This window comes from Rhizobium gallicum bv. gallicum R602sp, assembly GCF_000816845.1.
GTDB classification, from domain to species: domain Bacteria; phylum Pseudomonadota; class Alphaproteobacteria; order Rhizobiales; family Rhizobiaceae; genus Rhizobium; species Rhizobium gallicum.
This window is the reverse complement of the sequence record NZ_CP006877.1, coordinates 113,053-138,815: the sequence shown is the minus strand read 5'-3', so window position 1 is coordinate 138,815 and position 25,763 is coordinate 113,053. Positions and strand designations below refer to the sequence as shown.

Sequence of the window (25,763 nt, the reverse complement as noted above, 5' to 3'; positions counted from 1 at the left end):
GAATCGCGGAAAGAACCGACCATATGATGAAAATACGTGCCGTCTGCACCGCCAATCCCGAGCGGCTGCCCGGCAAGAAATACAAGACGGGTATCTACAAGCATGCCGTCAACGGCGCTGTGATCATCGACTCCGAAGGTCTCGTCGGCGACGCCATTTGCAACCGCAAGCATCACGGCGGTGTCGATCAGGCCGTTTATCTCGAAGGATCGCTGACACTCGACTGGTGGGCGGGAGAGCTCGGGCGCCCGATCGAGCCCGGCACGTTCGGCGAAAATCTTGTGATCGACGGCCTCGACAACCGCGTAGTTTCAGTTGGCGATCGCTTGATAACGGGCGAGCTCGTTCTCGAGGCGACGTCGGCGCGTATCCCGTGCGCGACTTTCGCCGCAAAGATGGCAGATCCGAAATTCGTGAAGCGCTACACCAAGGCCTGCCGCCCCGGCATCTATTGCCGGGTTATCACCGGTGGGGTGGCGGAGGCCGGAATGCCCGTCGAATACGTGCCTTACGGAGGCCAGAAGGTGACGATGCCCGAGATGCTCGCAACATTCGGCAAGCTGCTTTCCGCCGAGGACCGTGCGCGGTATCTCGCCGCGCCCATCCACTACAAGCTGCGCCACCTTCTGGAAGCCCAGCTCTCGGACTTGCAATGACGGCGCTCATCAGGCTGCCAACCACGCACGAGATGCTGCGGCTGACGGGAGAGGACTGCTTCAAGCTCTCGCCGTTGGATCTTGAAACCGTCGTCGACCCATTGCGCGGCACGGCGCGGCCACGACATCGCTCGTGCTGCGCGGCGAACCGTCAAAGCCGTTGGTCGCGACCTGTTGCGACTGACCGGATTCGACAGTCCGCTACTCGTTGACGAAGGCGATGTTCGGAATTTTCGCACAGACGTGACTCAGCGCATCGCGATCGCGACGGCGGCACCGGCCATGGTTCCGGCGCTGGCACGGTTTGCGATCCTGATCGCACGGCGGCTTTTCAGGAAGCCGCGGGCTTTTGAGGCAAGCAGTGCCCAGCTGACGTCGATCAGAATCAGGACAACGAACATGGTCGCGACGAGTTCTGTCCAGCCAACAATGGACACCGACTGGATATCGATGATCGAAGGCAGCAGGGCGACGTAGAACATCATGATCTTAGGATTGCCGAGCGTCACCGTCATGCCCGCAAAGAAGAGCTTTGCAGCGGATTGCGCTTCAGGCAGCTTTTCCTCGTTCTGATCTTGCGAGGCGAACCACATCTTCCAGGCGAGATAGAGCAGATAGCAGACACCGAGCCACTTGATGGCGACAAAGGCCAAATGGAAGGTTTCGGCAACGGCGGCAAGGCCAGCCACCGCACAGGTCAGCCAGATCGCTTCGCCAATCCACATGGCGGCGAGGAATGGCAAAACATCACGGGTGCCCTTCGACAATACGCGCGCGACAAGCGCCGCAACGCTCGGCCCCGGCGAGCCGGCGGCCATGAAGAGAGCGCCGGCAAAAACAAGGAGACTGGTCAGCGTCATCGGCGCTCTCTTCCCGCGTAGATCGCTGCAAAGCTCAGAACGGCATCTTGAAGCCGGGCGGGATTGGCAGGCCGGCGGTCAGCGCCTTCGTCTTTTCGGCTGCAGCGGCTTCCGCCTTGTCCTTGGCATCCTTGTGGGCGGCGACGATCAGATCCTCGAGGATCTCGACATCGTCTTCCTTGAAGAGCGACGGGTCGATCTTCAGGCTCTTCAGTTCGCCCTTGCCGTTCATGACAACGGTCACGAGACCGCCGCCCGCCTTTCCTTCAGCCTGGAGCTCGGCTATTTCCGCCTGCATCTGCTCCATCTTGGCCTGCATTTCCTTGACTTTGCCCATCATGCCCATGAGGTCGCGCATCGTCTGGTTCCTTCTTCAACTTCAGAATTCTATGTCGTCGCCGGGCAGAATGTCACCCTCCTCGGATTCGGCGACTGCAGGCGGTTTTACCTCGCCTTCCTCCTCCGGTTCGGGTGCCCTTACCCGCACGTCGATGATCTTTGCGCCGGGGAACTGCGCCAGGATTGCCGCCACATCCGGATCCTGCCGGGCGTCGCTCACCTGCTGCTCCTTGGCCTTGGCTTCTGCCTCGACCATCGTCGGGTCGCCGGCCTCGCGGCTGAGGCTGACGATCCAGTGTATGCCGGTCCATTCCTTCAACTTGACGGCAAGCTCGTTGAGCAGTGTCGCCGGCGCCCCGTCGGTAAGGTTAACATCGAGACGGCCTGTCTCGATCTTCACCGGCCGCACGAAATTGCGCACGAGTGCTTTCAGCTTCGGATCGCGCTTTTCCGCAGCGAGATTAACGATATCGGCGATCGAATTGACATGAACGAGCGGCTTGGGCGCTTCCGCTGGCTTCGTCTCGATGCGGCCTGCCGTGCTCATCAGCTGCGGATCGGGATCGGGTACGGCACGCAACATGGCCGGTCCCCCTGAAGGCTGCGGCCTCGGCGTGCTCTCCGTCGCGCGTACGGCTACCGCCGACTGATATGGTACACGGACACCATTGCCGCTACCGTTACCCGACGTCGTGGGCGAAGGACGCGAACCGCTGCCGTTTTCGGAGAGTTCGGCAAGGCGACGCGCGGCATCTTCGGGCGACGGCAGATGCGCTGCATGTGCCAGCCGTATCAGCACCATTTCCGCCGCACCGGCCGTGCGCGAAGAGCTTTCGGTTTCCGGAATGCCCTTCAACAACATCTGCCAGATCCGCGACAGCGTCGTTACCGCAATCCCTTGAGCGAACTCAGAAGCCCTGGTTCGCTCGACTTCGCTGAGCGACGGGTCATTAGCAGCGTCCGGCACATATTTCAGCCGGGTAACGAGATGGGTGAAATCGGCAAGGTCGGTCAAAACGACGACGGGATTTGCGCCCGCCTCGTACTGCGCCTGAAATTCGGCAAGCGCTGCGGCGACATCGCCTCTGGCAACATGCTCGAAGAGATCGACGATGCGAGCACGATCGGCAAGGCCCAGCATGCCGCGCACCGCTTCCGCCTGGACTACACCGCTACCATGGGCGATTGCCTGGTCAAGCAGCGAAAGGCCGTCACGTGCCGAGCCTTCGGCGGCGCGCGCGATCATCGCCAGCGCATCCGGCTCCGCATCGATGCCTTCCTTCGCTGCGATGGTTGTAAACAAGGCGACGAGATCTGCCGCGCTGATGCGGCGGAGGTCGAAGCGCTGGCAGCGCGAGAGAACGGTAATCGGAACCTTGCGGATTTCGGTGGTCGCAAAAATGAACTTCACGTGCTCCGGCGGCTCTTCGAGCGTCTTCAGCAAGCCGTTGAAGGCCTGCGTCGAAAGCATGTGTACTTCATCGATGATATAAACCTTGTAGCGCGCAGACACCGGCCGATAGCGTACCTGCTCGATGATTTCACGGATATCGTCGATACCGGTATGGGAGGCGGCGTCCATTTCGATCACGTCGACATGGCGGCCTTCCATGATCGCCTGGCAATGCTCGCCCGGCACGCGCAGATCGATCGTCGGCTTGTCGATCTCGGGCGTCTTGTAATTCAGCGCGCGCGCCAGAATACGGGCTGTCGTCGTCTTGCCCACGCCACGGACGCCGGTCAGCATGTAGGCCTGCGCAATGCGGCCGGTCTCGAAAGCGTTGGTCAGCGTGCGGACCATCGGCTCCTGGCCGACCATGAGATCCGTGAAATCCTTGGGGCGGTATTTGCGTGCCAGCACCCGGTACCCGGTGCCCGTCGAGGCGGCATCTTGTGACTGTCGCTCGGTTTCGCTCATCGCCCTGCTTATCGCCCGGAACGCCGGGCATTTGGAAGAGAGAAGGGTGGGAGGCTGGCACGATGACCCGTGCCGGGCTCGTTAGGGCTGCTTCCTTCCGGACCTGACCCGGTTGGCGAGTGGCTCGTCCACCACCAACCTCCCGGATGCACATATCGGCAATATCGCCATCAAAAGCAAGCCAAGCTCAAAAAAAACTGCTAATCATAGGAAAAATATGGAGGAATGCCTGTTGGACGATTTCATTCTCGACCGTCGGCTGGAGAGCGATAGCGACAGCGTCATGCAGACGGGTCTGTGTGATCTCCGATTATCGAAGGACGCCCGCTGGCCCTGGCTGATCCTGGTGCCACGCAGGGCCAACATGACGGAGATCTTCGAACTCACGCCGCTCGATCAGGTGCTTCTCACCTTCGAAACGGAAATGACCGCGGCTGCGCTGAAGAAGATCACCGGTGCCACAAAAATCAACATCGGGGCCCTTGGCAATATCGTCCGTCAGCTTCATGTTCATGTCATTGCCCGCTTCGAAGGCGATGCCAACTGGCCAGGCCCCGTCTGGAGCTTCGGTAAGGCCGAGCCCTACGAAGCGGGCAAGAGAGATGAATTCATAGCGAAGTTGCGGGAAGCCCTTTCATCATGAACCGATCGCTTTTCGATTCGGATGTCCCACATCCGGAGCCCAGCAATCTCACCGCCTTTGCCGCAAACGACCTCAACCGCGATTCCGAACATCGCGACGAGCAGGCCGTCGAAAATGCACTCGCGAAGGACGGCACGCATATCTTCGCCTTCGCCAAGGACAAGCTTGTCCTGAAGCATGATGGACAAGTGCTCGATCCGCTGTTTGCCCGCTACGAACTACAGGAACTGCAGCCACATTGGGACGAGACGATCCTGCTCGGTTACCGCAAGACGGGCGAACCGCGGCTTGCCGTTCCAGTCGGCATTCCGGCCGAGGAGCTTGAAAGCCACTACAAGCCCGCCGACGGCCGGACCCTCTACCGCGACCAGCTCGTCGATGACGTTCTGCTTGGCGAATTCGCCCAGGCCGCAAGCCTCATCCGCTGGAACGGCGACAACCGCTTCTGCGGCCGCTGCGGTAGCACGATGGAGATGCGTATCGGCGGCTACAAGCGGGTGTGCACGGCCTGCGAACACATGATCTTCCCGCGCACCGACCCGGTGGTCATCATGCTGACGATCGATGAACAGCGCGACCTTTGCCTGCTCGGCCGCAGCCACCATTTTACGCCGGGCATGTATTCCTGCCTCGCCGGCTTCGTCGAGCCCGGCGAAACGATCGAAAATGCCGTGCGCCGCGAGACGCTGGAGGAATCCGGTATCAAGACCGGCCGGATTCGCTATCACGCGTCGCAGCCCTGGCCGATGCCGCATACGCTGATGATCGGCTGCTATGCCGAGGCGAAGTCAACAGAGGTCCACCGCGACGAATCGGAACTGGAAGATTGCCGCTGGTTCACCCGCGAGGAAACACTTGAAATGCTCGAACGCCCCGGCGCCAACGGCCAGGCTTCGCCGCCCAAAGGCGCTATCGCGCACCGCCTGATGCGCGATTGGGTGGAGTGGAAAAAGCAATAGGCTGATGTGATGGCGCGCTCGGAACGCCTTCTGACCCTGCTTCAGACGTTGCGGCGCTACCGACGGCCGGTGAGCGGTGCCGTCCTGGCTACGGAAACAGGTGTCAGCATCCGCACGCTCTATCGCGATATCGCCAGCCTCCAGGGACAGGGGGCTCTGATCGAGGGCGAACCCGGCATCGGCTACGTCTTGAAGCCCGGCTTCATGCTGCCGCCGATGATGTTTTCGCAGGACGAGATCGAGGCATTGGTCCTAGGTTCGCGCTGGGTCGCCCGCGCCGCCGATCCGCGTCTTGCTGCTGCCGGGGCCGATGCACTGGCCAAGATTGCCGATGTCCTGCCACACGAAATGCGCGATGAAATCGAGACCTCGACGCTTCTCGTTCACCTGCGTCCGCCCGTTGCCGACAAGGCGGATCTTGACGCCATTCGCAAGGCGATCCGCAGCGAACGGATCCTCAAGCTGACCTATTCCGACGAAAGCGGAACCGTTTCCGTTCGCAATATCTGGCCCTTTGCGCTCAGCTACTTCGAGCAGGTCCGCGTCGTGGTGGCGTGGTGCGAACTGCGGCAGGATTACCGCCATTTCCGCACCGACCGGATCGTCGAAATGAGACCCCAAGACGTACGCTATCCGCGCCGCCGCGCAGTGCTTCTCAAGGAGTGGCGGGATCAGCAGGAAATTTCGTCTTAGCCTCGACGCTACTGCCATAAACTGACAGTGGGCAGCGCTATTATCGGGACAATCCCAAACTGGAGGACCGATGATGACGAGCTTGAACCTCACCCGATCCACATGCGGAAATCGCGCTGTCGAGGACACGACCACGCAAGCGAGATACCCCCAATCTCTGATGCTGCGAATGATGCTGAACGCATCGCGCAAGATGGTGCGGAGCCGCTATCCTCAGCTCGATCTCGATGCGATGTCCGACTATATGAAGCGCGATATCGGGTTCTTAGACTGGAACCACCCACACCACGAGAGCAACTGAATTCACTGGACCGTCTCATCGACGTAGCGCCGCCGCACCAGCGGCGGCTTTCGCGCTTGCCGTCGTTAGTCGCCGGCAAGCGCTAAACCTGCACCACCTCTTCCAGATACGAGAGACACCGATATGACCAGCCCGAACCTCATCATTCTTTACGTCAAGGATCCTGCCGAAAGTGCGATCTTTTACAAGGATCTGCTCGGCCGCGAACCCGGGGTTGCCGCACCGAATTTCGTCGCGTTCCCGCTCGACGGCGGCTTCACGCTCGGCCTGTGGCGACGCAGCACGGTCGAGCCGCAACCTTCCGCGATCGGCAATCGCGGCGAGGTCGCCTTCATGGTGGCTGGCGAAAATGCCGTTGCCAAGCAATACGAGGATTGGCGAAAGCGCGGTCTGCCGATTGCTCAGGAGCTGACCGATCTCGATTTCGGCCCGACCTTTGTCGCGCTCGATCCGGACGGCCACCGGTTGCGCGTCTGCGAACCCGACAAATGAATGAGCAGGAGGGCGCCGTCGGCGCCCTCCGTCACTTGTGCAGTTGGCCGCGCATCGGGTGGCCCCTGTAGACCCCGAGAATGCGGACATTTTCTGAAAAGAACCGCAACTCTTCCAAAGCCCGGCGGACATGGGCATCGTTCGGATGGCCTTCGATATCGGCGTAAAACTGCGTCGCTACGAATTTGCCACCCAGCTGATAGCTTTCGAGCTTCGTCATGTTGATGTTGTTCGTCGCGAAACCACCGAGAGCCTTATAGAGCGCGGCCGGAATGTTGCGGACGTTGAAGACGAAGGTCGTGACGATCTTTTCTTCCTCGGAACTGCGGTTTGCCCATTCCTCGTCGCGCGAGAGCACGACGAAGCGCGTAACATTGCTCTCGGTGTCCTCGACATTTTCGGCAACGATGTCGAGGCTATAGAGTTCGGCGGCAAGACGCGGCGCAAGCGCCGCCATGGTTCGGTCGCCGGTTTCCTTGACGAGCTTCGCGGCACCTGCCGTATCTCCCGCAATCACCGGCCTCCAGCCATTTGCGCGCACGATCTTGCGGCATTGGCCCAGCGCGTGGATGTGGCTGTGCACGGTGCGTATTTCGTCCTTCGATACGCCGGGCAGCACCATCAGCTGAAAACGGATCGGCATGAAGTATTCGGCGATGATGTGCAGCCGCGACTCCGGCAGGAGGTGATGGATATCGGCGACTCGGCCCGCGATCGTGTTTTCAATCGGGATCATCGCAATATCGGCATCACCGTTGTCGACCGCCATGAAGGCGTCTTCAAATGTCTGGCAAGGCAACGGCTCCATTGTCGGGAACATGTCACGGCAGGCCATGTCGGAATTCGCGCCGAATTCGCCTTGAAACGAGATTCGATTGGTCTTGATGTTCATGACGATGTCCTTCATGCCTTCCTTGCCGAGAGTATGCGCCGGGCTTTTTCGAGATCGGCCGGCGTATCGACCCCAAGCGGAACGGTTTTAACGATCTCCACGTCTATGCGCATGCCGGCTTCGAGCGCGCGAAGCTGCTCCAAGGATTCGCGCTTCTCAAGGGCCGACGGTCCGAGCGAGACGAATTTCTCGAGCACAGCCCGGCGATAGGCATAGAGGCCGATATGGTGATAGAGCGGCCCTTGGCCATAGGGTGCTGTCGCGCGGGTGAAATAGAGCGCATGAAGACGCGTTTCGGAGAGCGGAGACCCCACGACCTTGACAACATTCGGATTGGTCCTCTCTTCCTCATCAGTGATCTCGACGGTGAGCGTCGCGATGTCGACGGTCTCCTCATCCAACGGGCGCAATGCAGCGCGGATCGTTTCGGGATCGATGGTCGGTAGATCACCTTGGACGTTGACGACGATCCTGGCGCGCGCGTCCGGGTCGACCTTGTGCAAGGCCTCGAAAATGCGATCGGAGCCGGATTGATGATCTTTGCGGGTCATAACGACTTCAAAGCCGGCCTTCGAAACCGCCTCGAAAACCTCCTCGTCGTCGACCGCGATGACGACGCGGCCGATCTCCGCTTCCTTCGCCCGCAATGCCACCTGGACGATCATCGGCAATCCGCAAATATCGGCCAGCGGCTTGCCGGGAAGGCGGGTGGACGCCATGCGGGCGGGGATCAGAACCAGCACGTCATCTAAATTTGAAGCAGTCATCGTTCGGACCTTCTATTCCAGGCGGGAAAGTGTCAAAAAGTCTCACGTACAAGACCATTTAGACAGTTGCAACGAACTGCCAAAAGACATAGGTTCCGCGCGATTTCAAGATGGTGCCTATTCAGGGTCTGCCGACTGCACGGGGAGCATTGCAGATGAATTCTTATGTCAATATGGGCGTTGGGGCGCTGCTCGGAACGATTTTCGTCCTGATGTCGGTGTCGATCGCGTCCGAAGGGATCTTCCACTCCGAAGCGCCGGAGAAGGAAGGTTTCGCCATCGTTGCGCAAGAGGCACCCGCTGCCGGCGGTGGCGAGGCTGCACCTGCAGCAGCTGTGGTTCCGATCGCCAAGCTTCTTGCCAGCGCCGATGCCAAGGCCGGCGAAACGGTATTCAAGAAGTGTCAGTCCTGTCATGACGTGACCAAGGGAGGGCCAAACAAAGTCGGCCCGAACCTCTATGGTCTCGTCGATCGTCCGATCGCTTCGCATGAGGGCTTCGCCTATTCCTCCCCCATGAAGGATTTCTCCAAGGGCGGCAGCGAAAAGTGGACCTTCGATCACCTGAACCACTTCCTGCTGGCCCCGAAAAAGCAGGTTCCGGGCACGGCCATGGGCTTTGCCGGTCTGCCGAAGGAACAGGACCGCGCGAACGTGATCCTTTACTTGCACACGCTGGCAGACGCACCGGTTCCGTTGCCGGATCCGAACGCGCCCGACACCGTTACGCAGTAATCGTGCAAAGCTTTCCGACGAAATCGCAAGCCCGGCCGACGCCGGGCTTTTTTGTTGCGATCAGGCGCCGAGCAGGTAGGCCCAGAGCGAAACCGAAATGGCGCCGAGTGCCGTCGTGACCGTGATGGTGGAGGCCGCGAGGCTGTGGCCGACGCCGAAACGGTTGGCGATCAGCCAGGCGTTGACACCGGTGGGAACAGCGGCGATCAGCACCAGCGCCGCGGTCCAACTGCCGGTCAATCCAACCAGATGGCTTGCGGCCCAGACGCAGCATGGAAGCAACACCAGTTTGAAGGCAGATGTGACGCTGGCAATGCCGACATTGCCGGAAACGCCATACTTCTCGAGCGCCATGCCCAGAGAGACCAGGGCCACAGGCCCGGCAACGCCCGCCAGTTGGTCGACAATGGACGCCACCGGCAGCGGCATTGGAACACCTGCAAGGTGAACCGCGGCACCTGCGACAAGGCCGATAACGAGCGGATTGCGAACAAGGTTGAGACCAATCTGGCGAAAGAGTTTCAGCATGCTGCGTTCGCCTTTGCCCGCAATCTTCCGCTCCGCCCGCTCCATCATGATCGTGCCGATGACCATCATGACCGGCAGATGCACGGCGATGAGGATGGAAAGCGGCACAAGGCCCTCATCGCCGACCGTGCGTTGAACAAGCGGCAGACCGACGAAGATCGTATTGGCGAATGCCGACGAAACGCCGGCAAGCACGCCGATGCGATCATCCCGGCCAAAAAGACGGGTCGCTGCGATATGGCCCGCCGTCCAGGTCACCGCAACGCCGGAGAAATAAGCGATCCAGAGACGAAACGGCGAAGCGCCATGAAAATCCGCTTCGGCAATCGTGCGGAAAAGGAGCAGTGGGACGGCAATCTTGAAAACGAAATCGCTCAAGGCGTCGCCGACATCTGCCTTCATCAGTCCAGTTTTGACGATCAGCCAGCCGATCAGAATCATGATGAAGATGGGAAGGACGTCAAAAATGATGGCTATCATGCGGAGGGATGCCTTGCGCGGGGATACCCTGCTCTAGCAGCAAAACTTCTTCGTTGACAAATGGATTGGCAAAAGCGGCGCGCAAAGAACCGGACCACAGAAACAAAAAAAGCGGGCACTGCCCGCTTTTCCGCATCCGGACTGGCCGGACACCCGGTTCCGGTGCTGCCAGTTCATCCGTGGTCAGCGCCTGCTCCGGTAGAGGCGAAGGGCATCATCCCCTTCTCATCCGGCCGCAACCCAAAGGCTGCTCATGCCGGCCTGCTTGTGATCGTGTCTAAAAGCTCAAGGTGACAACGGCATGACGGATCGACGGCATGTGCGAAGAAATGGGCCGTTGGCGGCGTTTTTTCTTCCAAAGCCCGGAAATTCCGGTAAGACCGGATCCCGGCTATCATCTAATCCGGAACCTTCCCTTTCATGACAAAATTCGATGTTCTGACTGTCGGCAACGCCATCGTCGATATCATCGCGCGCTGCAACGACCAGTTCCTCATTGACAACAACATCACAAAGGCGGCGATGAACCTTATCGATGCCGCCCGCGCCGAACTTCTCTATTCGCGCATGGGGCCGGCACTCGAAGCTTCAGGCGGCAGCGCCGGCAATACGGCAGCGGGCGTTGCAAGCCTCGGCGGCAGGGCCGCCTATTTCGGCAAGGTAGCGGAGGATCAGCTCGGCGAGATTTTCGCCCACGACATCCGGGCACAGGGCGTACATTACCAGACGAAACCAAAGGGCACGTTCCCACCGACCGCGCGCTCGATGATCTTCGTCACGGATGACGGCGAACGCTCGATGAATACCTATCTCGGCGCCTGCGTCGAACTCGGCCCGGAGGATGTCGAGCCCGAGGTCGTGGCACAAGCCAAGGTGACGTACTTCGAAGGCTATCTCTGGGATCCGCCGCGCGCCAAGGAAGCGATCCGCGAATGCGCCCGCATCGCCCATGAGAACGGCCGCGAAGTCTCCATGACGCTTTCGGACAGCTTCTGCGTCGATCGCTACCGCGCGGAGTTCCTCGACCTCATGCGCTCCGGCACTGTCGACATCGTGTTTGCCAACCGGCAGGAAGTACTCGCGCTCTATGAGACGGACGATTTCGAGGTGGCGCTCAACAAGATCGCCAAGGATTGCAAGATCGCGGCCGTGACGATGAGCGAAAACGGCGCCGTGATGCTGAAGGGCAACGAGCGCTGGTATGTCGATGCGATCCGCATCAAGGAAGTGGTCGATACGACCGGTGCCGGCGACCTCTTCGCTTCAGGTTTCCTCTATGGTTACACGCAGGGACGGACGCTGGAAGATTGCGGCAAGCTTGGCTGCCTTGCTGCTGGGATCGTCATTCAGCAGATCGGACCGCGGCCGATGAGATCGCTTTCCGAAGCCGCCCGCGACGCGCAGCTTATTTGAAAGCTTCGCCCGGGTAAGCGCCCCAGATTTCCGACTGCGCCACCCAACCTTCGGCGCTGTCGGCTTCGGCATGACACCAATCGCCATTGCATTCGGCGATATGGATCATCACACCCGGCTCCAGCTTGGCAACCACGGTCGCTGACGACTGCGGCTCACGGCGCATGTTGACATAGACGAACTTGCCCTTGCCCTTCATCCACGGTGCGGCAATCGCCGCGCGCTGGCCCGACAGCAGGGATTGGTTGACCCACCCTTCCGTGCCATCCGCATCGCGGATACGGCGCCAGTTGTCGTATTCCTGGATGATTTCGACCGGCAGGCCGGCTTTCAGATACATCCACGACGCGGCATAATCCGTTCCCGGGCCGATGCGCAGATTGACGCGCTTGGACTTCAGCGAGACGAACCGTGGAAGCGGCAGGCCGCTCGGGCCCTTTGCCACCTGCGCATATGCGGGTTCGACGGCTTCCCCCGCAAACATCAGACCAACCGCAAAGACGAGGCAGACCTTCAAATATTTTCCACGCATGGAGATTTCCGTTCGCTCAAGTACGCCAGCAGATCCAGCCTGCTTGCCGCCGGGCTTTGACATTCACCTAACGCTACCCGCGAGTTTTGTTTGTCTTCGCGTGTGGGTCTGGTAGAAAATGCCCGAGACGGGAAAATTATCCCCCGTCTTGGTTAAAGACCTCTGAACAAGGCATGGCCGGCCGCGATGACATCAAAGAAAAAACCGAAGGTTTACATCACCCGGAAACTGCCGGATGCGGTGGAAACCCGCATGCGGGAACTTTTCGACGCCGAGCTCAATATCGATGATTCGCCACGCTCCGCCTCTGAACTCATCGAGGCCGTAAAGACAGCCGAGGTCCTGGTGCCGACGGTGACGGACCGCATCGATGCCGCTCTTATCGAGCAGTCCGGGCCGCAAATGAAGCTGATAGCGAGCTTTTCGAACGGCACCGACCACATCGACGTCGAGGCGGCAGCCCGCAGGGGCATTACCGTCACCAACACGCCGAATGTTCTGACCGAGGACACGGCCGACATGACCCTGGCGCTGATCCTCGCCGTGCCCCGGCGCCTCGGCGAAGGTGCACGGGTGCTTACCGACAAGCCCGGCGAATGGGCCGGATGGTCGCCGACCTGGATGCTCGGCCGGCGCATTCACGGCAAGCGCATCGGCATCGTTGGCATGGGCCGGATAGGCACGGCCGTCGCGCGCCGCGCCAAGGCATTCGGCTTGTCGATCCACTATCACAACCGCAAGCGGGTGAGCCCGGCGACCGAGGACGAACTAGAGGCGACTTATTGGGAAAGCCTCGACCAGATGCTGGCACGGGTCGACATCGTATCCATCAATTGCCCTTCGACGCCCGCAACCTTTCACTTGATTTCCGCTCGCCGCCTCGCGCTGCTGCAGCCGACGGCCTATATCGTCAACACGGCGCGCGGTGACGTCGTGGATGAGAGCGCCCTGATCAAATGCCTGAGAGAGGGGAAGATCGCGGGCGCCGGGCTCGACGTTTTCGAAAACGAACCTGCCGTCAACCCGAAGCTTGTCAAACTTGCGAACGAGGGCAAGGTGGTGCTGCTGCCGCACATGAGTTCGGCGACGATCGAAGGCCGCATCGATATGGGCGACAAGGTGATTATCAACATACGCGCCTTCATCGACGGCCACCGACCGCCGAACCGCGTACTGCCCGGCCGCTAAACGGCGAGAACCTTGCGCATTTCGATATAGGTGACCCGATCGAAACCCGGATGAGATTTTTCGGCCGTCTTTGCAAAGCCCCAGGCGGCAAAGACTGAATGGTTGCCGGTCAATTCGATGCGCGTATCGAGCCGCAGCGCAGATAACAGGCGCTCTCTCGCAGCCGCCTCGGCTACCTGCAGCAACAGCCTGCCGATACCCCTTCCCTGCGCCTCCGGCGCGACCGCGAGCTTGCCGAGATAAAGACATCCCGGCTCAGGCCTCAAGAACATGCAGCCAAGCAGATCCTCGTCTTCAAGCACGACGTAGCCGATCTCGTTTAGGGTTTTCTCGGCAAGCGATTGCGGTGTCAGGCTCAAGGCCGAAGACGGCGGATTGATGCGGCCATTCATATAGGCGAAGGACGAGAGGATTAGTTGCAGCAACTCGCTCCAGCGGTGAAAGTTCTCATCGATCGGGACGATCTTCATGAAACGCTCGGCCCTTGCGCGCGGCGGCGCTTGTAACGGACGCTGTCGAAACGGGCAGACAGCGCATCGTAGAGCAGCAACCGGCCGATAAGCGGCTCGCCGGCGCCGGTAATGAGCTTGATCGCCTCCATCGCCATCAGCGTGCCGATGACACCGGTCAATGCTCCGATGATGCCGGTTTCGGCGCAGGCGGGAATGAGGCCCTCCGGCGGGATTTCCGGAAAAAGATCGCGATAGGCGGGATTGAGCGAGCCATCTTCGGCTCGTTCGTAAGGTTTCAACACAGTCAAGGAACCGTCGAAACGGCCGACAGCGCCGCTTACGAGCGGAATTTCCGCTTTCTCAGCGGCATCGGCTGCGGCGTAACGCGTCTCGAAATTGTCCGACGCATCGATCAGCAAATCGAAGCCAGAAAGATGGCGGCGGGCGGACTCCGACGAAAAGCGCTCTTCGAAGCGGATGATGTTCACATGCGGATTCAGCCGGGCGATTGCAAAGGCGGCGCTTTCCGTCTTCAGTTCGCCAATTGTGCCGGAGTCATGGATGACCTGCCGCTGCAGATTGGAGAGCGAAACGCGATCGTCGTCGGCAATGCCGAGTGTGCCGATCCCGGCAGCTGCCAGATATTGCAGAACCGGTGCGCCAAGCCCGCCCGCGCCGATTACCAGCACACGCGCGGCCTTCAGTCTTTGCTGACCCGCCCCGCCGATCTCAGGCAGCAGAATATGACGCTGATATCTTGCGATTTCTTCCGGGCTCAAAGGTTCCATGGACGCAATGCTATCATGGCCTGAAGGCGCGGGGAAAGCGGCATCCGTCATTCGAAGACCCGGCCCTCGGCAACAGTGAAGAATTGAGCGCGGTCGCCGAGGAGAGAAAACATCGAGCGATCGGTGCCGGTCATGAAAGCCTGGCCGCCAAGCGCATCGATGAGATCGAAGAGCGCGCCACGGCGGGCCTCGTCGAGATGGGCGGCGATTTCGTCGAGAAGCAGAACCGGCGCATGGCCGGTAAGATTGGCGACGAGCTTGGCATGGGCGAGGATCAGGCCGACAAGCAGCGCCTTCTGTTCGCCCGTCGAGCAACGCTCCGCCTCCATCTGCTTTTCGCGGTGCCGGACCAGCAGATCGGCACGGTGCGGGCCGTCAAGCGTGCGGCCGGCGCCGGCGTCGCGATAGCGGTTTTCAGCGAGGATCGCGGCATATTCATCTTCCAGGTCTACGGAAGGGCGCGCGAACTGGCCATCCATGAAACCGGAAAGCTCGAGTGTGGCGGAGGGGAAGGGCGAGGTTTCGCGCGTTTCGTCTATCAGGCGGGCAAGCAGGCCGAGCATTTCCTCGCGTGCAAGCGCCATGGCGATGCCGAGGCTTGCCATCTGCTCTTCGATGCCCGAGAGCCAGGAGGGATCGAAACGGCCATCGTCCAGGAGCTTGTTGCGGCTGCGCATGGCGCGCTCGAAATCGGTGGCGCGGCGACCGTGTGCGGGATCGAGCGACAGCACGAGGCGGTCGAGAAAGCGGCGCCGGTCTGAAGATCCGCCGGCAAAAAGGCCATCCATGGCAGGCGTCAGCCAGAGCACGCGCAGATGATCCGTCAGCTCGTCGGCCGTCTTTACCGGCGTGCCGTTGATGCGCAGCTTGCGGCCGGTATTTTCATCGCTAGTATCGATGCCAGTCCCGATTTCGACCTCACCTTCCATGCCGTCAAGCTCGGCGAAGATCGAAAACCCCGCGCGCGCCCCGACCCGCGTAACATCTGCATAGGTGGCACGGCGAAGACCGCGGCCAGGCGAGAGGAAGGAGACCGCCTCCATCAGATTGGTCTTGCCGGCACCGTTATCCCCCGTCAGCACGACATGCCGCCCGTCGAGCACGAGCGAAGCCGCCGCGTAGTTACGGAAGTCGGTCAGCTTCAGAGAGGAAAGGGAAACCTTGTGGGGCATCGAATATCCGGATTCGGGGCATTGGGGCAGAGCTATGCCGAACGGCAGTTCATGGCAAGGGTCGGTATGAGACAAGCCGCTTTATGACTGCGGGGCGGATGCTAGAATGGTTCGCCTGGGAAACGACACCGCGCCGACCGGCACCGAATATTAAAATGGCTTATCCCGTTGGCACAGGTAGAGACCTCTAGCAGTATATAGAGGAAGTGGAAGTCCGTTCCCAGGTCGAGGGAGAAGCGGTCCTCAGGCTGCCCGAGAGGGCGCGGAATCAAACGAAGGTCAGGATCAGTTCGCCAAGCTATTTCGCATCAGCCAGAGCGCTGGCTGACTGAGGTAGCAAACGCCACCAGCGCAAAGGGCAGCATTCGGCCCGAGGACTAAGCCGCTCGCGCAGCGGGGTGGTCCTCTCCTCCGTCATGGGAACCTCCTGTCTGATGATTGAGAAGACCCCAATCGTGAGCCAGGATCGCAAACCCACAAATGCACGGCGTTCAGATCATTGCTGCACCCTCACCACGGGCGCCAGTGCCGCGCGAGCGGCTTAGTCCTCGGTAGCTTTCTGCCGTACGTCTCATCGATCAGAACGTGCAGGTGGTGCCAACAGTGGACATTCCTGCATTATAGATCGCCCACATGGCGGCAACGACGTCTTCGGCTCCCTCTTAGAGCCGCCGTTGCCGCACTTCCGCGCGTCGTCTCCTTATGCGGTCATCAAATCGATGACCCGCATGATCGCGACCGAATTGCTCGTGTTCTGGGTGCCTTCTGTCGTATCGGCATTAGCGCAGGTCCAAACATCGCCCTTCTTGACCGTGAACTTTTTTTCGTTCTGAACGACCGAAAGTTGTCCCTCAGTCATATGGCAGAGCATGTCGTTCTTCATGATGTCGTCCGGCGTCTTCGCCCCAGGTTGGATAACAACATCCCGCAGTTTCACCATTTTATAAGCTGGTATGACCGAAGCCCGCTCGCCGAGCGCGACAACTCTGACACCGGGTCCGATCTCCTCGCCCTCATCGGGGCCGTAAGTCTGGGCGGCTGCTGGCGTCGCCCAGGCGATCAGTGGCGTTGCGGCCGTTGTAAGGCCGAGTGCGAGCGTGGTTCTACGACTGACGGCTTCCATTGTGTCCTCCCTAGCCAATTTGTTAGAATGCATATTAAGGATTTCTAAAACAACCTCGGCGCGATCATGGAGGTTGTCAAATCAACTCTTTGGAAATGGCTTGCCGCGTCCTATGGAGGCGTACGGCAAAATTCCGCCAATTCGATCATGCGGCAACCGCTAATGATCGCCCGCAACGGGGGCAAACCGATCGGGCCTTCCGCTCGCATTCCGGCCGTCCTGACGTTGGCGGAGATTGTGGCATTTGCCGCGTCGGAAACAGGCTTTCGCTCATTCATCCCGCTTAAATACTGAAGCGTGGGAGATACGTCATCCTCCAATGCTAGATGCTGTTAACACCTGTGCGATCGGGATAAGCCCTATATTAAACTTGAAATCTGGAGATCTTGGTGGAGCTAAGCGGGATCGAACCGCTGACCTCTTGCATGCCATGCAAGCGCTCTCCCAGCTGAGCTATAGCCCCATCAGGGTGGTCCGGTATTTTGCCGGTCCTGGGATAATCCGTGGCATATGCCTGGCGGAGTGGCGGCTTCTTACTTGCGGTTTTCGCAGATGGCAAGCCAAAAAAACCGGCCCGGAGATTTTTTGTCGTCCGGGCCGCGCTTTAGGATCAGACTTCGTCTTCGTCACCGGTGACGCCGATGATGTCGCTCATGTCGTCATCTTCATCGTCTTCGTCGGCTTCGAGGAAGGTATCGTCGTCATCGCCTTCGATTTCGACGTCGTCATCGCCGATATCCGGGATATCATCGCCGGATGCGCCTTCATCGGCGTCTTCCAGCGATACGAGTTCGACTTCGGTGTTTTCGGTATCGACTTCCTGAACCTCGTCTTCTTCGGCGACCTCGGCTGCTGCGGCCGAGGTTTCCTGGAAGAAGGACAATGGGTAGGACTTTCCGGTATAAGGAGAAACAATCGGATCCCGGTTCAGATCGTAGAACTTCTTGCCGGTTTCCGGATCGGTACGCTTGGTTCCAAGTTCCGCTTTCGCCACTATAAGCCTCGTGAGAATGGCCGAATGCTAAATTCGGCAAATGCCGTTCAAACCGGCGTTTCATCGGAATTTATAAGCCGGTCCCCATAATCGTTGCAGCCAACGATGTCAAAGCTAAACTTCGCGCTGCAATCAGTATGGTGAAATGATCGTCAGATGACCGGCAAATAACATTGTGTTAGGTAGCGCCGGAAACGATAAGTCATCGAGAAACAGATGTATCAATCGCCCCATTTCAGGGAAGATGATCTGGTGATACCGCACCAGCTAATCCGCGCCCATCCATGGATCGTTTGCGATGCACCTGAGGATTTTATCCGAGCGCAACTGAAAGGCATCATCGGCGTCGAAATCGAGATTGCGGCGATCGAAGGCAAGTGGAAGGTCAGCCAAAACCGGCCAGCCGGAGATTGCGAATGCGTGGCGGCAGGCGTCGGCGGGACGACTGGTGAGGCCGAGATACTGGATCTTGTGAAGCGCTACGGCAGGCTGGAAGGAAACCATTGAGCAAGACATTTACAATCGCCATCGACGGACCAGCAGCCGCGGGCAAGGGCACCCTTTCGCGGCAGATCGCCGATGAGTACGGCTTTCATCATCTCGATACTGGTCTGACTTATCGAGCGGCTGCGAAGGCGTTGCTCGATGCCGGCCTGCCGCTCGATAACGAGCAGGTCGCCGAAAAGATGGCCCGCGAGGTTGAACTGGGCGACCTCGAACGCGATATACTTGCAAAGCATGAGATCGGCGAAGCCGCCTCAAAGATTGCCGTCATGCCGGCCGTGCGCCGGGCGCTGGTTGAGGCGCAGCGGCGGTTTTCGGAGAAGGCTCCCGGAACAGTGATCGACGGACGTGATATCGGCACCGTCGTATGCCCGGATGCGCCGGTGAAGCTTTATGTGACGGCTTCCCCGGAGGTGCGCGCCAGGCGCCGCTACGAAGAGATCATCGGCAAGGGAGGAACGGCGGATTTCGATGCGATCTTCGAGGACGTGAAGCGACGCGACGAACGCGATATGGGACGGGCCGACAGCCCCTTGAAACCAGCGGAAGAAGCACACTTGCTTGATACGTCGGAAATGAGTATAGAGGCCGCGTTTCAAGCTGCGAAATCGATCATCGACGCAGCATTGAGCCGAAATAACTGAATTCGAGCGATCGTTCCGTGCTTTTGCCGGAAAGCGCTTTATTAAAAGCCTGAAATTCCGTCCAAGCGCCGGATTGCTTCCTTGCAAGGAGGCGGACTGGGTTCAGGCCCGTTTAACACGAACCAACCGGCGCATACGTGGGCCTTGTCAGTATCAAAGGTCACGCAGGAGATTTTATGTCAGTAGCTACTCCCTCTCGCGAGGATTTCGCGGCCCTTCTCGAAGAGTCCTTTGCCAAGAACGATCTGGCTGAAGGCTATGTCACCAAGGGCATCGTCACCGGCATCGAAAAGGATGTCGCCGTTGTCGACGTCGGCCTGAAGGTCGAAGGCCGCATCGCGCTCAAGGAATTCGGCGCGAAAGCCAAGGATGGTTCGCTGAAGGTCGGCGACGAAGTTGAAGTGTATGTCGAGCGTATCGAAAACGCGCTTGGCGAAGCGGTTCTGTCGCGCGAGAAGGCTCGCCGCGAGGAAAGCTGGATCAAGCTTGAAGCAAAGTTCGAAGCCGGCGAGCGCGTCGAAGGCGTAATCTTCAACCAGGTCAAGGGCGGCTTCACGGTCGACCTCGACGGTGCGATCGCCTTCCTGCCGCGTTCTCAGGTCGATATCCGTCCGATCCGCGACGTTTCCCCGCTGATGCACAACCCGCAGCCCTTCGAAATCCTCAAGATGGACAAGCGCCGCGGCAACATCGTGGTTTCGCGCCGTACGGTTCTGGAAGAGTCCCGTGCCGAGCAGCGCTCTGAAATCGTTCAGAACCTCGAAGAAGGCCAGGTTGTTGACGGCGTCGTCAAGAACATCACCGACTACGGTGCGTTCGTTGACCTCGGCGGCATCGACGGCCTGCTGCACGTCACCGACATGGCATGGCGCCGTGTGAACCATCCGTCGGAAATCCTGAACATCGGCCAGCAGGTCAAGGTTCAGATCATCCGCATCAACCAGGAAACCCACCGCATCTCGCTTGGCATGAAACAGCTCGAAAGCGATCCGTGGGATGGCATCCAGGCCAAGTATCCGGAAGGCAAGAAGATTTCCGGTACAGTCACGAACATCACCGACTACGGTGCCTTCGTCGAGCTGGAGCCGGGCATCGAAGGCCTGATCCACATCTCGGAAATGTCCTGGACCAAGAAGAACGTACACCCCGGCAAGATCCTGTCCACGAGCCAGGAAGTCGAAGTCGTCGTCCTCGAAGTCGATCCGTCCAAGCGCCGTATTTCGCTCGGCCTCAAGCAGACGCTGGAAAATCCGTGGGCAGCATTCGCCCGCAATCATCCGGCCGGCACTGAAGTCGAAGGCGAAGTCAAGAACAAGACCGAATTCGGCTTGTTCATCGGTCTCGACGGCGACGTTGACGGCATGGTGCATCTCTCCGACCTCGACTGGAACCGTCCGGGCGAGCAGGTCATCGAAGAGTTCAACAAGGGTGACGTCGTCAAGGCAGTCGTTCTCGACGTCGACGTCGAGAAGGAACGGATCTCGCTCGGCATCAAGCAGCTCGGCAAGGATGCGGTTGGCGAAGCAGCTGCTTCCGGCGACCTGCGCAAGAATGCAGTCGTTTCCTGCGAGGTCATCGCAGTCAACGACGGCGGCATCGAAGTGAAGCTCGTCGACCACGAAGACATCACGTCGTTCATCCGCCGCGCAGACCTCTCGCGCGACCGCGACGAACAGCGTCCGGAACGCTTCTCGGTTGGCCAGGTTGTTGACGCCCGCGTCACCAACTTCTCCAAGAAGGACCGCAAGATCATGCTGTCCATCAAGGCGCTGGAAATCGCAGAAGAGAAGGAAGCTGTCGCTCAGTTCGGTTCATCCGATAGCGGCGCTTCGCTCGGCGACATCCTTGGCGCGGCTCTGAAGAACCGCGGCGAGTAATCGTTAAGCCTTTGAAATCAAGATCCCGCTGGAGCGATCCGGCGGGTTTTTTGTTTGCTTATTCCCAGCCGGCCATGCGCTGATAGAGTGCGTAAACCGGATCGGCGACGGTATTTCCTGATGCTGTGGCGTCAACCTCGGGCAGATCCTGCGGCGCGACACCTTCCGCTCGTTGCTCGCCTTCAGCCTCTGGCTCCTGACGCTCTCCGCCTGTGTTGGCCTGCTGCTCGCCCTCGGAGCCACTTCCTTCGTAGTCGCGACGATGCATTTCCCCGTCGCGGCGTTGGGCACCGTCCTTGGCGAACTGGTAAGGATGCTGGGCGTATGGCATTCCATCAATTGGCTTCAGCAAACCTGACTTCTGCACGGCCTCTGCAATATCGGCAGGAAGAACCTGCGGCTGCGCCACGATGTCTTTCTGCTGATGGATGATCTGTGTGGGTCCGGCAACCGGTAACCGCGCAGTCACCACTGTCTGCTGCAGCTTCGCAGGGACCGCGGCTTCGGAAATGTCTGCCGGAGCCGGTTCTGCCTCGGCCACCATGTCCCCGGCTGGCCTCTCGGTTGTTCCAGGCACCTCTGCCAAATCGTCGAGGAGTGTTGCCGTGTCCTGCTCGCCGATGATTGCAACGATGAGCTCCGAAGCTTCTTCGGTCATCGAGGCAAGAACACCGGTCCAGACTTTCGGAATAACCGGCTCCGAAGGATCGGAGCGCACCGCCGGGATCTGAGCTTCAACGTCTATTGGCTCGTCGATCAACTTCGGCGTATCCAGCGAAACCGGATCCTCGGCCTGCAGGTCAACTGCATCACGGAATTCGAGAGGGTTGTCCTTTGCGCGTGCAGGCTCTTCTAATGCCGCCTCGACGATTTTGACCGGTTGCTCCGCCAATTCGGCAATGAGCACAGCTGGCGCAAGCGGCAACGCTCTCTGGGTTGGCGGGGAGGCCTGAGCTTCCCGTACGGGCGATTGCTGCGCCTTTGCGATTGGCAGCAATTTCTCTTCCTGGATTGCGATGTTTGGCCGCGCTTCCGGGCGCAGAGGCGAAGCATCGTTCTGGCGATAGGAGCGAACGACGGCGCGGGCCGCCAGATCACGATCCTTATGACGGATCGTTTCCAGATAGGCGATCACACGGGCGGCCTCCGGACCGGCCGGGTTCTTCAGTGCCTCAGCAATCAACCGCAGCGGCAGAGTATGACCGGCGCCTGCAAGCTGGGTCTCAATCTCGTTGATCCGGGCGGCCGGAAGCGTCTGGATGGCTTCTGCGAGACGCGATGCAAAAGCGAGATTGCTCTCCAATTCCCGGCGCGGCAGCGGCAGCGCGCGGGAGGCGGCATTGATGGCATCGAGCAACACGTCGAACATGCGCGCGCGAGCGGCTGCGAGAAGGATATTGAGCTTGCCGGCAATCGCTGAATTGAGGTCTGTGGCTTCGACTGCCTGGACAGGCGTCGGCGCAACGACTGAACGACCGAGCCCGTTGGCAGAGATCACTGCAGTTTGGCCGTGGGAGGAAAGGCTTGCATTTGACGCTGCACGAACCGGAGTCAACATGGCATGCTCCTTTTGTCGCAAAGTGACGATGGAAGCAGATCACAAGAGGACCGCGCTCATCCGGCCCCTCGCATTCTCCCGCAGATCCTCCTGTCCGCATGGCGCGTCATCGCACCGTCGAATGCATAAAAATTAGCGGTAATCTTACCGAAGTCTCGTTAATGAAACGCTAACGGCCGGGCGGGGGTGAAATCCCGCCCGGCCGCCGCAGGCATGTTTTTGGCCTCAAGGACGTCAGCTATGGGCGAAGATATCCGCTTCTTCCCAGCCGAGCAGATCGAGTTTGGCGCGGGTCGGCAGGAATTCGAAGCAGGCGGTTGCGTGGTCGATGCGGCCGTCGCGGATCAGCCGCTCGGTCAGCTTGTCGCGCAACGCATGCAGATAGAGCACATCGGAGGCGGCATATTCGAGCTGCGCCGGCGACAGGGTCGCCGCTGCCCAGTCCGACGACTGCTGCACCTTGGAGATGTCGACGTCCAGCATTTCCTTGAGATTGTCCTTCAGGCCGTGGCGATCCGTATAGGTGCGGCACAGGCGCGATGCGATCTTGGTGCAGAAGACCGGCGCCGTGGTGACGCCGAAGGTATGGAACAGCACAGCGATATCAAAGCGTCCATAATGGAAGATCTTCTGGCGAGCCGGATCGGCGAACATGGCGACGAGGTTGGGCGCTTCCTTCTGTCCCGCGGCAATGCGGATGACATCGGCGGTGCCGTCGCCCGGCGAAAGCTGCACGACGCAGAGCCGGTCGCGGCGCGGCACGAGGCCGAGTGTTTCCGTATCGATCGCGATCGCGCCTCTATAACGGGCGGCGTCCGGCTCTGAAATATCGCCTTCGTGGTAACGGATGGTGGCGGCCATGGCTGTCTCTTGTCGTTTCAATGTCTCACGTCGCGCTATAGCGCAAAGGCAGCCGTAGCGATACCGCTTTAACGTTCTTCGAGCGTTAGAATGTCGGTGGTGTATTGATCCACAGGAGCACGGTCTCGCCATCGTGACGATTGCGCCAGGAATGATAGCGGCGGCTTTCGAAGTAAAGCGAGTCACCCGGGCCGAGATCAAAGAACTGGTCGGAATCGAGAACGAGTTCGAGGCGACCCGAAAGCACATGCATGAATTCCTCGCCTTCATGCCGGTAGGCGCCTTCGCTGGCAGCCCCCGGTGCCAGCACGAAACGATGGCAATCCATCATGCGTCGGCCTTCGGCCAGCAGTTGCACCGTAACGCCGGGCGTCGTCTGCGGCCAGGTGCGCCATTCGCCGGAACGGATGATTGCGGTAACGTCTTCGCTCTCCTCGCCGGAAAGGCGCGAGACTGTGGTGCCGTAATATTCCGCGAGATCGTGCAGCGTCTTGAAGCTGACGCCCTGCGACGTGCGCTCCAGCGTCGACAGGGTCGAAGAGGTGATGCCCATATCGTTCGCCACCTGCTCCAGCGTCTTGCCCGCCGCATGGCGAAGACTGCGAAGCCTGCGGCCGATGTCGGAAGTGCTGCTGCTTTCGGCGCTTTCGGCCGATGGGTCCTCGCTTTCCAGCGCCTCGCGGATCGCAGCCGGATTAAGGCCGCGCTCGATGCGATACCACGAAATCCGCTTCAGACGGGCGACATCCTCGGCGCTGTATTGCCGATGCCCTGTTTCCGAGCGACCGGGAACGAGCAGGCCCTGGCTTTCCCAGAGGCGCGCCGTGGAGGCGGAAATGCCTGCCAGCCTTGCCGCTTCGGCCACCTTGTAGCGTACCGGACCGTTGGTGTTCATCAAGTAATAAATCCCTGATTCCGTGTTTGTTTTAGGCATTATGCGTGTCAGAATCTTTTGGCGCGAGCATCCATCAAAAAGCGTGATGTTTGAAGCAAAAAATGCCGCTTGATTTCCTGCAGGAAAAATGTAGGAGTTTTCTAAACGCCTTGCAGAAATTATGCAAGATAATTCCTCTACCTCAGGCGCAGGAGCGCGAGCGCACGATGAACACGATCACCCTTACGGACCGGAAGAATGCCGCCATTTCGCGCGGCGTTGGCATGACCACGCAGATCTATGCCGACCGAGCGGAGAATGCCGAGATCTGGGACAAGGAGGGACGCCGCTACATCGATTTCGCGGCCGGTATCGCAGTGCTCAACACGGGCCATCGCCATCCGCGAGTGATCGCCGCGGTAAAAGATCAACTCGATCACTTCACCCATACCTGCCATCAAGTCGTGCCTTATGAAAGCTACGTGCATCTCGCCGAACGTCTGAACGCGCTGACGCCCGGAAACTTTGCCAAGAAGACGATCTTCGTGACGACGGGCGCCGAGGCCGTCGAAAACGCCGTGAAAATAGCGCGTGCTGCGACCGGCCGCTCCGCCGTCATCGCCTTTGGCGGCGGCTTCCATGGCCGCACCTTCATGGGCATGGCGCTGACCGGCAAGGTCGTGCCCTACAAGGTTGGCTTCGGCGCGATGCCGGGCGATGTTTTCCACGTGCCGTTCCCCGTCGAGATGCATGGGGTGTCTCTTGAACAGTCGCTTTGCGCCCTGAAGAAGCTCTTTGCCGCCGATGTCGATCCGCAGCGCGTCGCCGCTATCATCATCGAACCGGTTCAGGGCGAAGGCGGTTTCTATCCGGCGCCGGTCGCATTCATGAAGGCGCTACGCGAACTCTGCGACCAGCACGGCATTCTACTGATAGCCGACGAAGTGCAGACGGGCTTTGCACGCACGGGTAAGATGTTTGCGATGGACCACCATGAGGTCGCGCCCGACCTGATGACCATGGCAAAGAGCCTTGCCGGCGGCTTTCCGCTGGCTGCCGTCACCGGTCGCGCGGAGGTCATGGATGCACCTGCCCCTGGCGGTCTCGGCGGCACCTATGGCGGCAACCCCCTCGGCATCGCAGCGGCACATGCCGTGCTCGACGTCATCAAGGATGAGGATCTCTGCAACCGAGCCAACCAGCTCGGCGGCCACCTGAAGCAACGGTTGGAAGCTCTGCGCGACAAGGTGCCGGAAATCGCCGACATCCGCGGCCCGGGCTTCATGAACGCCGTCGAGTTCAACGACAAGGCGACAAAGCTGCCGAGCGCGGATTTCGCAAATAGGATCCGCCTGATCGCGCTGGATAAGGGTCTCATTCTTTTGACCTGCGGCGTGCACGGAAACGTCATTCGCTTCCTTGCCCCGATCACCATCCAGGACAATATCTTCGTCGAAGCGCTCGACATCCTCGAAGCCTCTATCCTTCAAGCAAGTGCGGGCAAGTAACCGCCCTTCGGAG

28 protein-coding genes, 1 tRNA gene and 1 other RNA gene are annotated in these 25,763 nt (G+C 59.8%); 13 read left to right on the top strand and 17 right to left on the bottom strand.

Annotated elements, in window-relative coordinates:
* Positions 1 to 26 precede the first annotated feature (26 nt).
* Positions 27 to 656: an MOSC domain-containing protein gene (locus tag RGR602_RS00660; RefSeq protein WP_039846561.1), complete on the top strand. Its 630-nt coding sequence runs from the start codon at positions 27 to 29 to the stop codon at positions 654 to 656.
* Positions 657 to 904: 248 nt separating this feature from the next.
* On the opposite strand, the gene RGR602_RS00655 is transcribed toward RGR602_RS00660, so the two are convergent.
* From RGR602_RS00655 to ffs, 4 genes are all read right to left on the bottom strand, one after another.
* Positions 905 to 1,516 carry a LysE family translocator gene (locus RGR602_RS00655; protein ID WP_039843499.1) on the bottom strand — a complete coding sequence of 204 codons (612 nt, stop codon included), beginning with the start codon at positions 1,514 to 1,516 and terminating at the stop codon, positions 905 to 907.
* Positions 1,517 to 1,550: 34 nt separating this feature from the next.
* Positions 1,551 to 1,874, bottom strand: coding sequence for a YbaB/EbfC family nucleoid-associated protein (locus tag RGR602_RS00650; protein WP_039843498.1), 324 nt, complete (start codon positions 1,872 to 1,874; stop codon positions 1,551 to 1,553).
* A 21-nt stretch (positions 1,875 to 1,895) separates the two neighbouring features.
* A complete protein-coding gene (locus RGR602_RS00645) occupies positions 1,896 to 3,773 on the bottom strand; it encodes a DNA polymerase III subunit gamma/tau (RefSeq protein WP_039843497.1) in 1,878 nt (625 codons plus the stop codon).
* A 46-nt stretch (positions 3,774 to 3,819) separates the two neighbouring features.
* An RNA gene (ffs, locus tag RGR602_RS35105) (signal recognition particle sRNA small type) lies at positions 3,820 to 3,916 on the bottom strand.
* Between the two features lie 89 nt (positions 3,917 to 4,005).
* Between ffs and RGR602_RS00640 the strand changes: the two genes are divergently transcribed.
* The 5 genes from RGR602_RS00640 (at position 4,006) to RGR602_RS00620 (ending at position 6,861) form a co-directional block, all read left to right on the top strand.
* Positions 4,006 to 4,416, top strand: a complete 411-nt coding sequence (locus tag RGR602_RS00640; protein ID WP_028739367.1) for an HIT domain-containing protein — start codon at positions 4,006 to 4,008, stop codon at positions 4,414 to 4,416.
* Complete coding sequence (nudC, locus tag RGR602_RS00635; protein WP_039843496.1) at positions 4,413 to 5,375, top strand: NAD(+) diphosphatase; 963 nt, start codon at positions 4,413 to 4,415, stop codon at positions 5,373 to 5,375. Before RGR602_RS00640 ends, nudC begins: the two co-directional genes overlap by 4 nt.
* Positions 5,376 to 5,384: 9 nt before the next feature.
* Entirely contained in the window at positions 5,385 to 6,068 is a 684-nt protein-coding gene (locus tag RGR602_RS00630) for a helix-turn-helix transcriptional regulator (protein ID WP_039843495.1), read from the top strand.
* Positions 6,069 to 6,141: 73 nt separating this feature from the next.
* The gene (locus RGR602_RS00625; RefSeq protein ID WP_223843963.1) at positions 6,142 to 6,369 is read left to right on the top strand and encodes a hypothetical protein; all 228 of its coding nucleotides are present in this window, start codon (positions 6,142 to 6,144) and stop codon (positions 6,367 to 6,369) included.
* A 123-nt stretch (positions 6,370 to 6,492) separates the two neighbouring features.
* Complete coding sequence (locus tag RGR602_RS00620) at positions 6,493 to 6,861, top strand: VOC family protein (RefSeq protein ID WP_022713217.1); 369 nt, start codon at positions 6,493 to 6,495, stop codon at positions 6,859 to 6,861.
* A 31-nt stretch (positions 6,862 to 6,892) separates the two neighbouring features.
* Here RGR602_RS00620 and RGR602_RS00615 read toward each other — a convergent pair whose 3' ends face one another.
* Together RGR602_RS00615 and RGR602_RS00610 are read right to left on the bottom strand one after the other, a co-directional pair.
* Complete coding sequence (locus RGR602_RS00615; protein WP_039846560.1) at positions 6,893 to 7,753, bottom strand: prephenate dehydratase; 861 nt, start codon at positions 7,751 to 7,753, stop codon at positions 6,893 to 6,895.
* Positions 7,754 to 7,764: 11 nt separating this feature from the next.
* A complete protein-coding gene (locus RGR602_RS00610) occupies positions 7,765 to 8,520 on the bottom strand; it encodes a 3-deoxy-manno-octulosonate cytidylyltransferase (RefSeq protein ID WP_039843493.1) in 756 nt (251 codons plus the stop codon).
* Positions 8,521 to 8,675: 155 nt separating this feature from the next.
* On the opposite strand from RGR602_RS00610, the gene RGR602_RS00605 reads away from it, so the two are divergent.
* On the top strand, positions 8,676 to 9,254 hold the full coding sequence (locus tag RGR602_RS00605; protein ID WP_039843492.1) for a c-type cytochrome: 579 nt from the start codon (positions 8,676 to 8,678) through the stop codon (positions 9,252 to 9,254).
* Positions 9,255 to 9,314: 60 nt separating this feature from the next.
* Here RGR602_RS00605 and RGR602_RS00600 read toward each other — a convergent pair whose 3' ends face one another.
* On the bottom strand, positions 9,315 to 10,262 hold the full coding sequence (locus RGR602_RS00600; protein ID WP_039843491.1) for an AEC family transporter: 948 nt from the start codon (positions 10,260 to 10,262) through the stop codon (positions 9,315 to 9,317).
* Positions 10,263 to 10,682: 420 nt separating this feature from the next.
* Between RGR602_RS00600 and RGR602_RS00595 the strand changes: the two genes are divergently transcribed.
* A complete protein-coding gene (locus RGR602_RS00595; RefSeq protein ID WP_039843490.1) occupies positions 10,683 to 11,675 on the top strand; it encodes an adenosine kinase in 993 nt (330 codons plus the stop codon).
* Here RGR602_RS00595 and RGR602_RS00590 read toward each other — a convergent pair.
* Entirely contained in the window at positions 11,668 to 12,207 is a 540-nt protein-coding gene (locus RGR602_RS00590) for an SH3 domain-containing protein (protein ID WP_039846559.1), read from the bottom strand. The two genes, RGR602_RS00595 and RGR602_RS00590, sit on opposite strands and share 8 nt — an antisense overlap.
* Before the next feature lie 186 nt (positions 12,208 to 12,393).
* Between RGR602_RS00590 and RGR602_RS00585 the strand changes: the two genes are divergently transcribed.
* Positions 12,394 to 13,395 (top strand): 2-hydroxyacid dehydrogenase, encoded by a 1,002-nt coding sequence (locus RGR602_RS00585; RefSeq protein ID WP_039843489.1) that lies wholly within the window; start codon positions 12,394 to 12,396, stop codon positions 13,393 to 13,395.
* Here the strand turns inward: RGR602_RS00585 and RGR602_RS00580 are convergent.
* The 6 genes from RGR602_RS00580 to RGR602_RS00550 form a co-directional block, all read right to left on the bottom strand.
* Positions 13,392 to 13,865, bottom strand: coding sequence for a GNAT family N-acetyltransferase (locus tag RGR602_RS00580; RefSeq protein ID WP_039843488.1), 474 nt, complete (start codon positions 13,863 to 13,865; stop codon positions 13,392 to 13,394). The two genes, RGR602_RS00585 and RGR602_RS00580, sit on opposite strands and share 4 nt — an antisense overlap.
* Positions 13,862 to 14,686, bottom strand: a complete 825-nt coding sequence (locus RGR602_RS00575; protein WP_039843487.1) for a molybdopterin-synthase adenylyltransferase MoeB — start codon at positions 14,684 to 14,686, stop codon at positions 13,862 to 13,864. The genes RGR602_RS00580 and RGR602_RS00575 overlap by 4 nt, the downstream gene beginning before the upstream one ends.
* Complete coding sequence (gene recF, locus RGR602_RS00570; RefSeq protein WP_039843486.1) at positions 14,683 to 15,807, bottom strand: DNA replication/repair protein RecF; 1,125 nt, start codon at positions 15,805 to 15,807, stop codon at positions 14,683 to 14,685. Before recF ends, RGR602_RS00575 begins: the two co-directional genes overlap by 4 nt.
* 700 nt (positions 15,808 to 16,507) lie before the next feature.
* Positions 16,508 to 16,930 (bottom strand): hypothetical protein, encoded by a 423-nt coding sequence (locus RGR602_RS00565; RefSeq protein WP_039843485.1) that lies wholly within the window; start codon positions 16,928 to 16,930, stop codon positions 16,508 to 16,510.
* 387 nt (positions 16,931 to 17,317) lie between these two features.
* A tRNA-Ala gene (locus RGR602_RS00555) sits at positions 17,318 to 17,393 on the bottom strand.
* Between the two features lie 147 nt (positions 17,394 to 17,540).
* Entirely contained in the window at positions 17,541 to 17,924 is a 384-nt protein-coding gene (locus tag RGR602_RS00550; RefSeq protein ID WP_039843483.1) for a TIGR02300 family protein, read from the bottom strand.
* Positions 17,925 to 18,140: 216 nt separating this feature from the next.
* Between RGR602_RS00550 and RGR602_RS00545 the strand changes: the two genes are divergently transcribed.
* The 3 genes from RGR602_RS00545 to rpsA all read left to right on the top strand — a co-directional run bounded on the left by RGR602_RS00545 (position 18,141) and on the right by rpsA (position 20,949).
* Positions 18,141 to 18,431 (top strand): FMN-binding negative transcriptional regulator, encoded by a 291-nt coding sequence (locus RGR602_RS00545; RefSeq protein ID WP_052451465.1) that lies wholly within the window; start codon positions 18,141 to 18,143, stop codon positions 18,429 to 18,431.
* The gene (gene cmk / locus RGR602_RS00540; RefSeq protein ID WP_039843482.1) at positions 18,428 to 19,072 is read left to right on the top strand and encodes a (d)CMP kinase; all 645 of its coding nucleotides are present in this window, start codon (positions 18,428 to 18,430) and stop codon (positions 19,070 to 19,072) included. Before RGR602_RS00545 ends, cmk begins: the two co-directional genes overlap by 4 nt.
* Before the next feature lie 176 nt (positions 19,073 to 19,248).
* Positions 19,249 to 20,949, top strand: coding sequence for a 30S ribosomal protein S1 (gene rpsA, locus RGR602_RS00535; protein ID WP_022713201.1), 1,701 nt, complete (start codon positions 19,249 to 19,251; stop codon positions 20,947 to 20,949).
* Positions 20,950 to 21,007: 58 nt separating this feature from the next.
* On the opposite strand, the gene RGR602_RS00530 is transcribed toward rpsA, so the two are convergent.
* The 3 genes from RGR602_RS00530 to RGR602_RS00520 form a co-directional block, all read right to left on the bottom strand.
* Complete coding sequence (locus RGR602_RS00530) at positions 21,008 to 22,507, bottom strand: hypothetical protein (protein ID WP_039843481.1); 1,500 nt, start codon at positions 22,505 to 22,507, stop codon at positions 21,008 to 21,010.
* 234 nt (positions 22,508 to 22,741) lie between these two features.
* The gene (locus RGR602_RS00525) at positions 22,742 to 23,368 is read right to left on the bottom strand and encodes a ribonuclease D (RefSeq protein ID WP_039843480.1); all 627 of its coding nucleotides are present in this window, start codon (positions 23,366 to 23,368) and stop codon (positions 22,742 to 22,744) included.
* A gap of 85 nt (positions 23,369 to 23,453) precedes the next feature.
* The gene (locus tag RGR602_RS00520; RefSeq protein ID WP_039843479.1) at positions 23,454 to 24,263 is read right to left on the bottom strand and encodes a MerR family transcriptional regulator; all 810 of its coding nucleotides are present in this window, start codon (positions 24,261 to 24,263) and stop codon (positions 23,454 to 23,456) included.
* Between the two features lie 206 nt (positions 24,264 to 24,469).
* On the opposite strand from RGR602_RS00520, the gene RGR602_RS00515 reads away from it, so the two are divergent.
* Complete coding sequence (locus tag RGR602_RS00515; protein ID WP_039843478.1) at positions 24,470 to 25,750, top strand: 4-aminobutyrate--2-oxoglutarate transaminase; 1,281 nt, start codon at positions 24,470 to 24,472, stop codon at positions 25,748 to 25,750.
* Positions 25,751 to 25,763 lie beyond the last annotated feature (13 nt).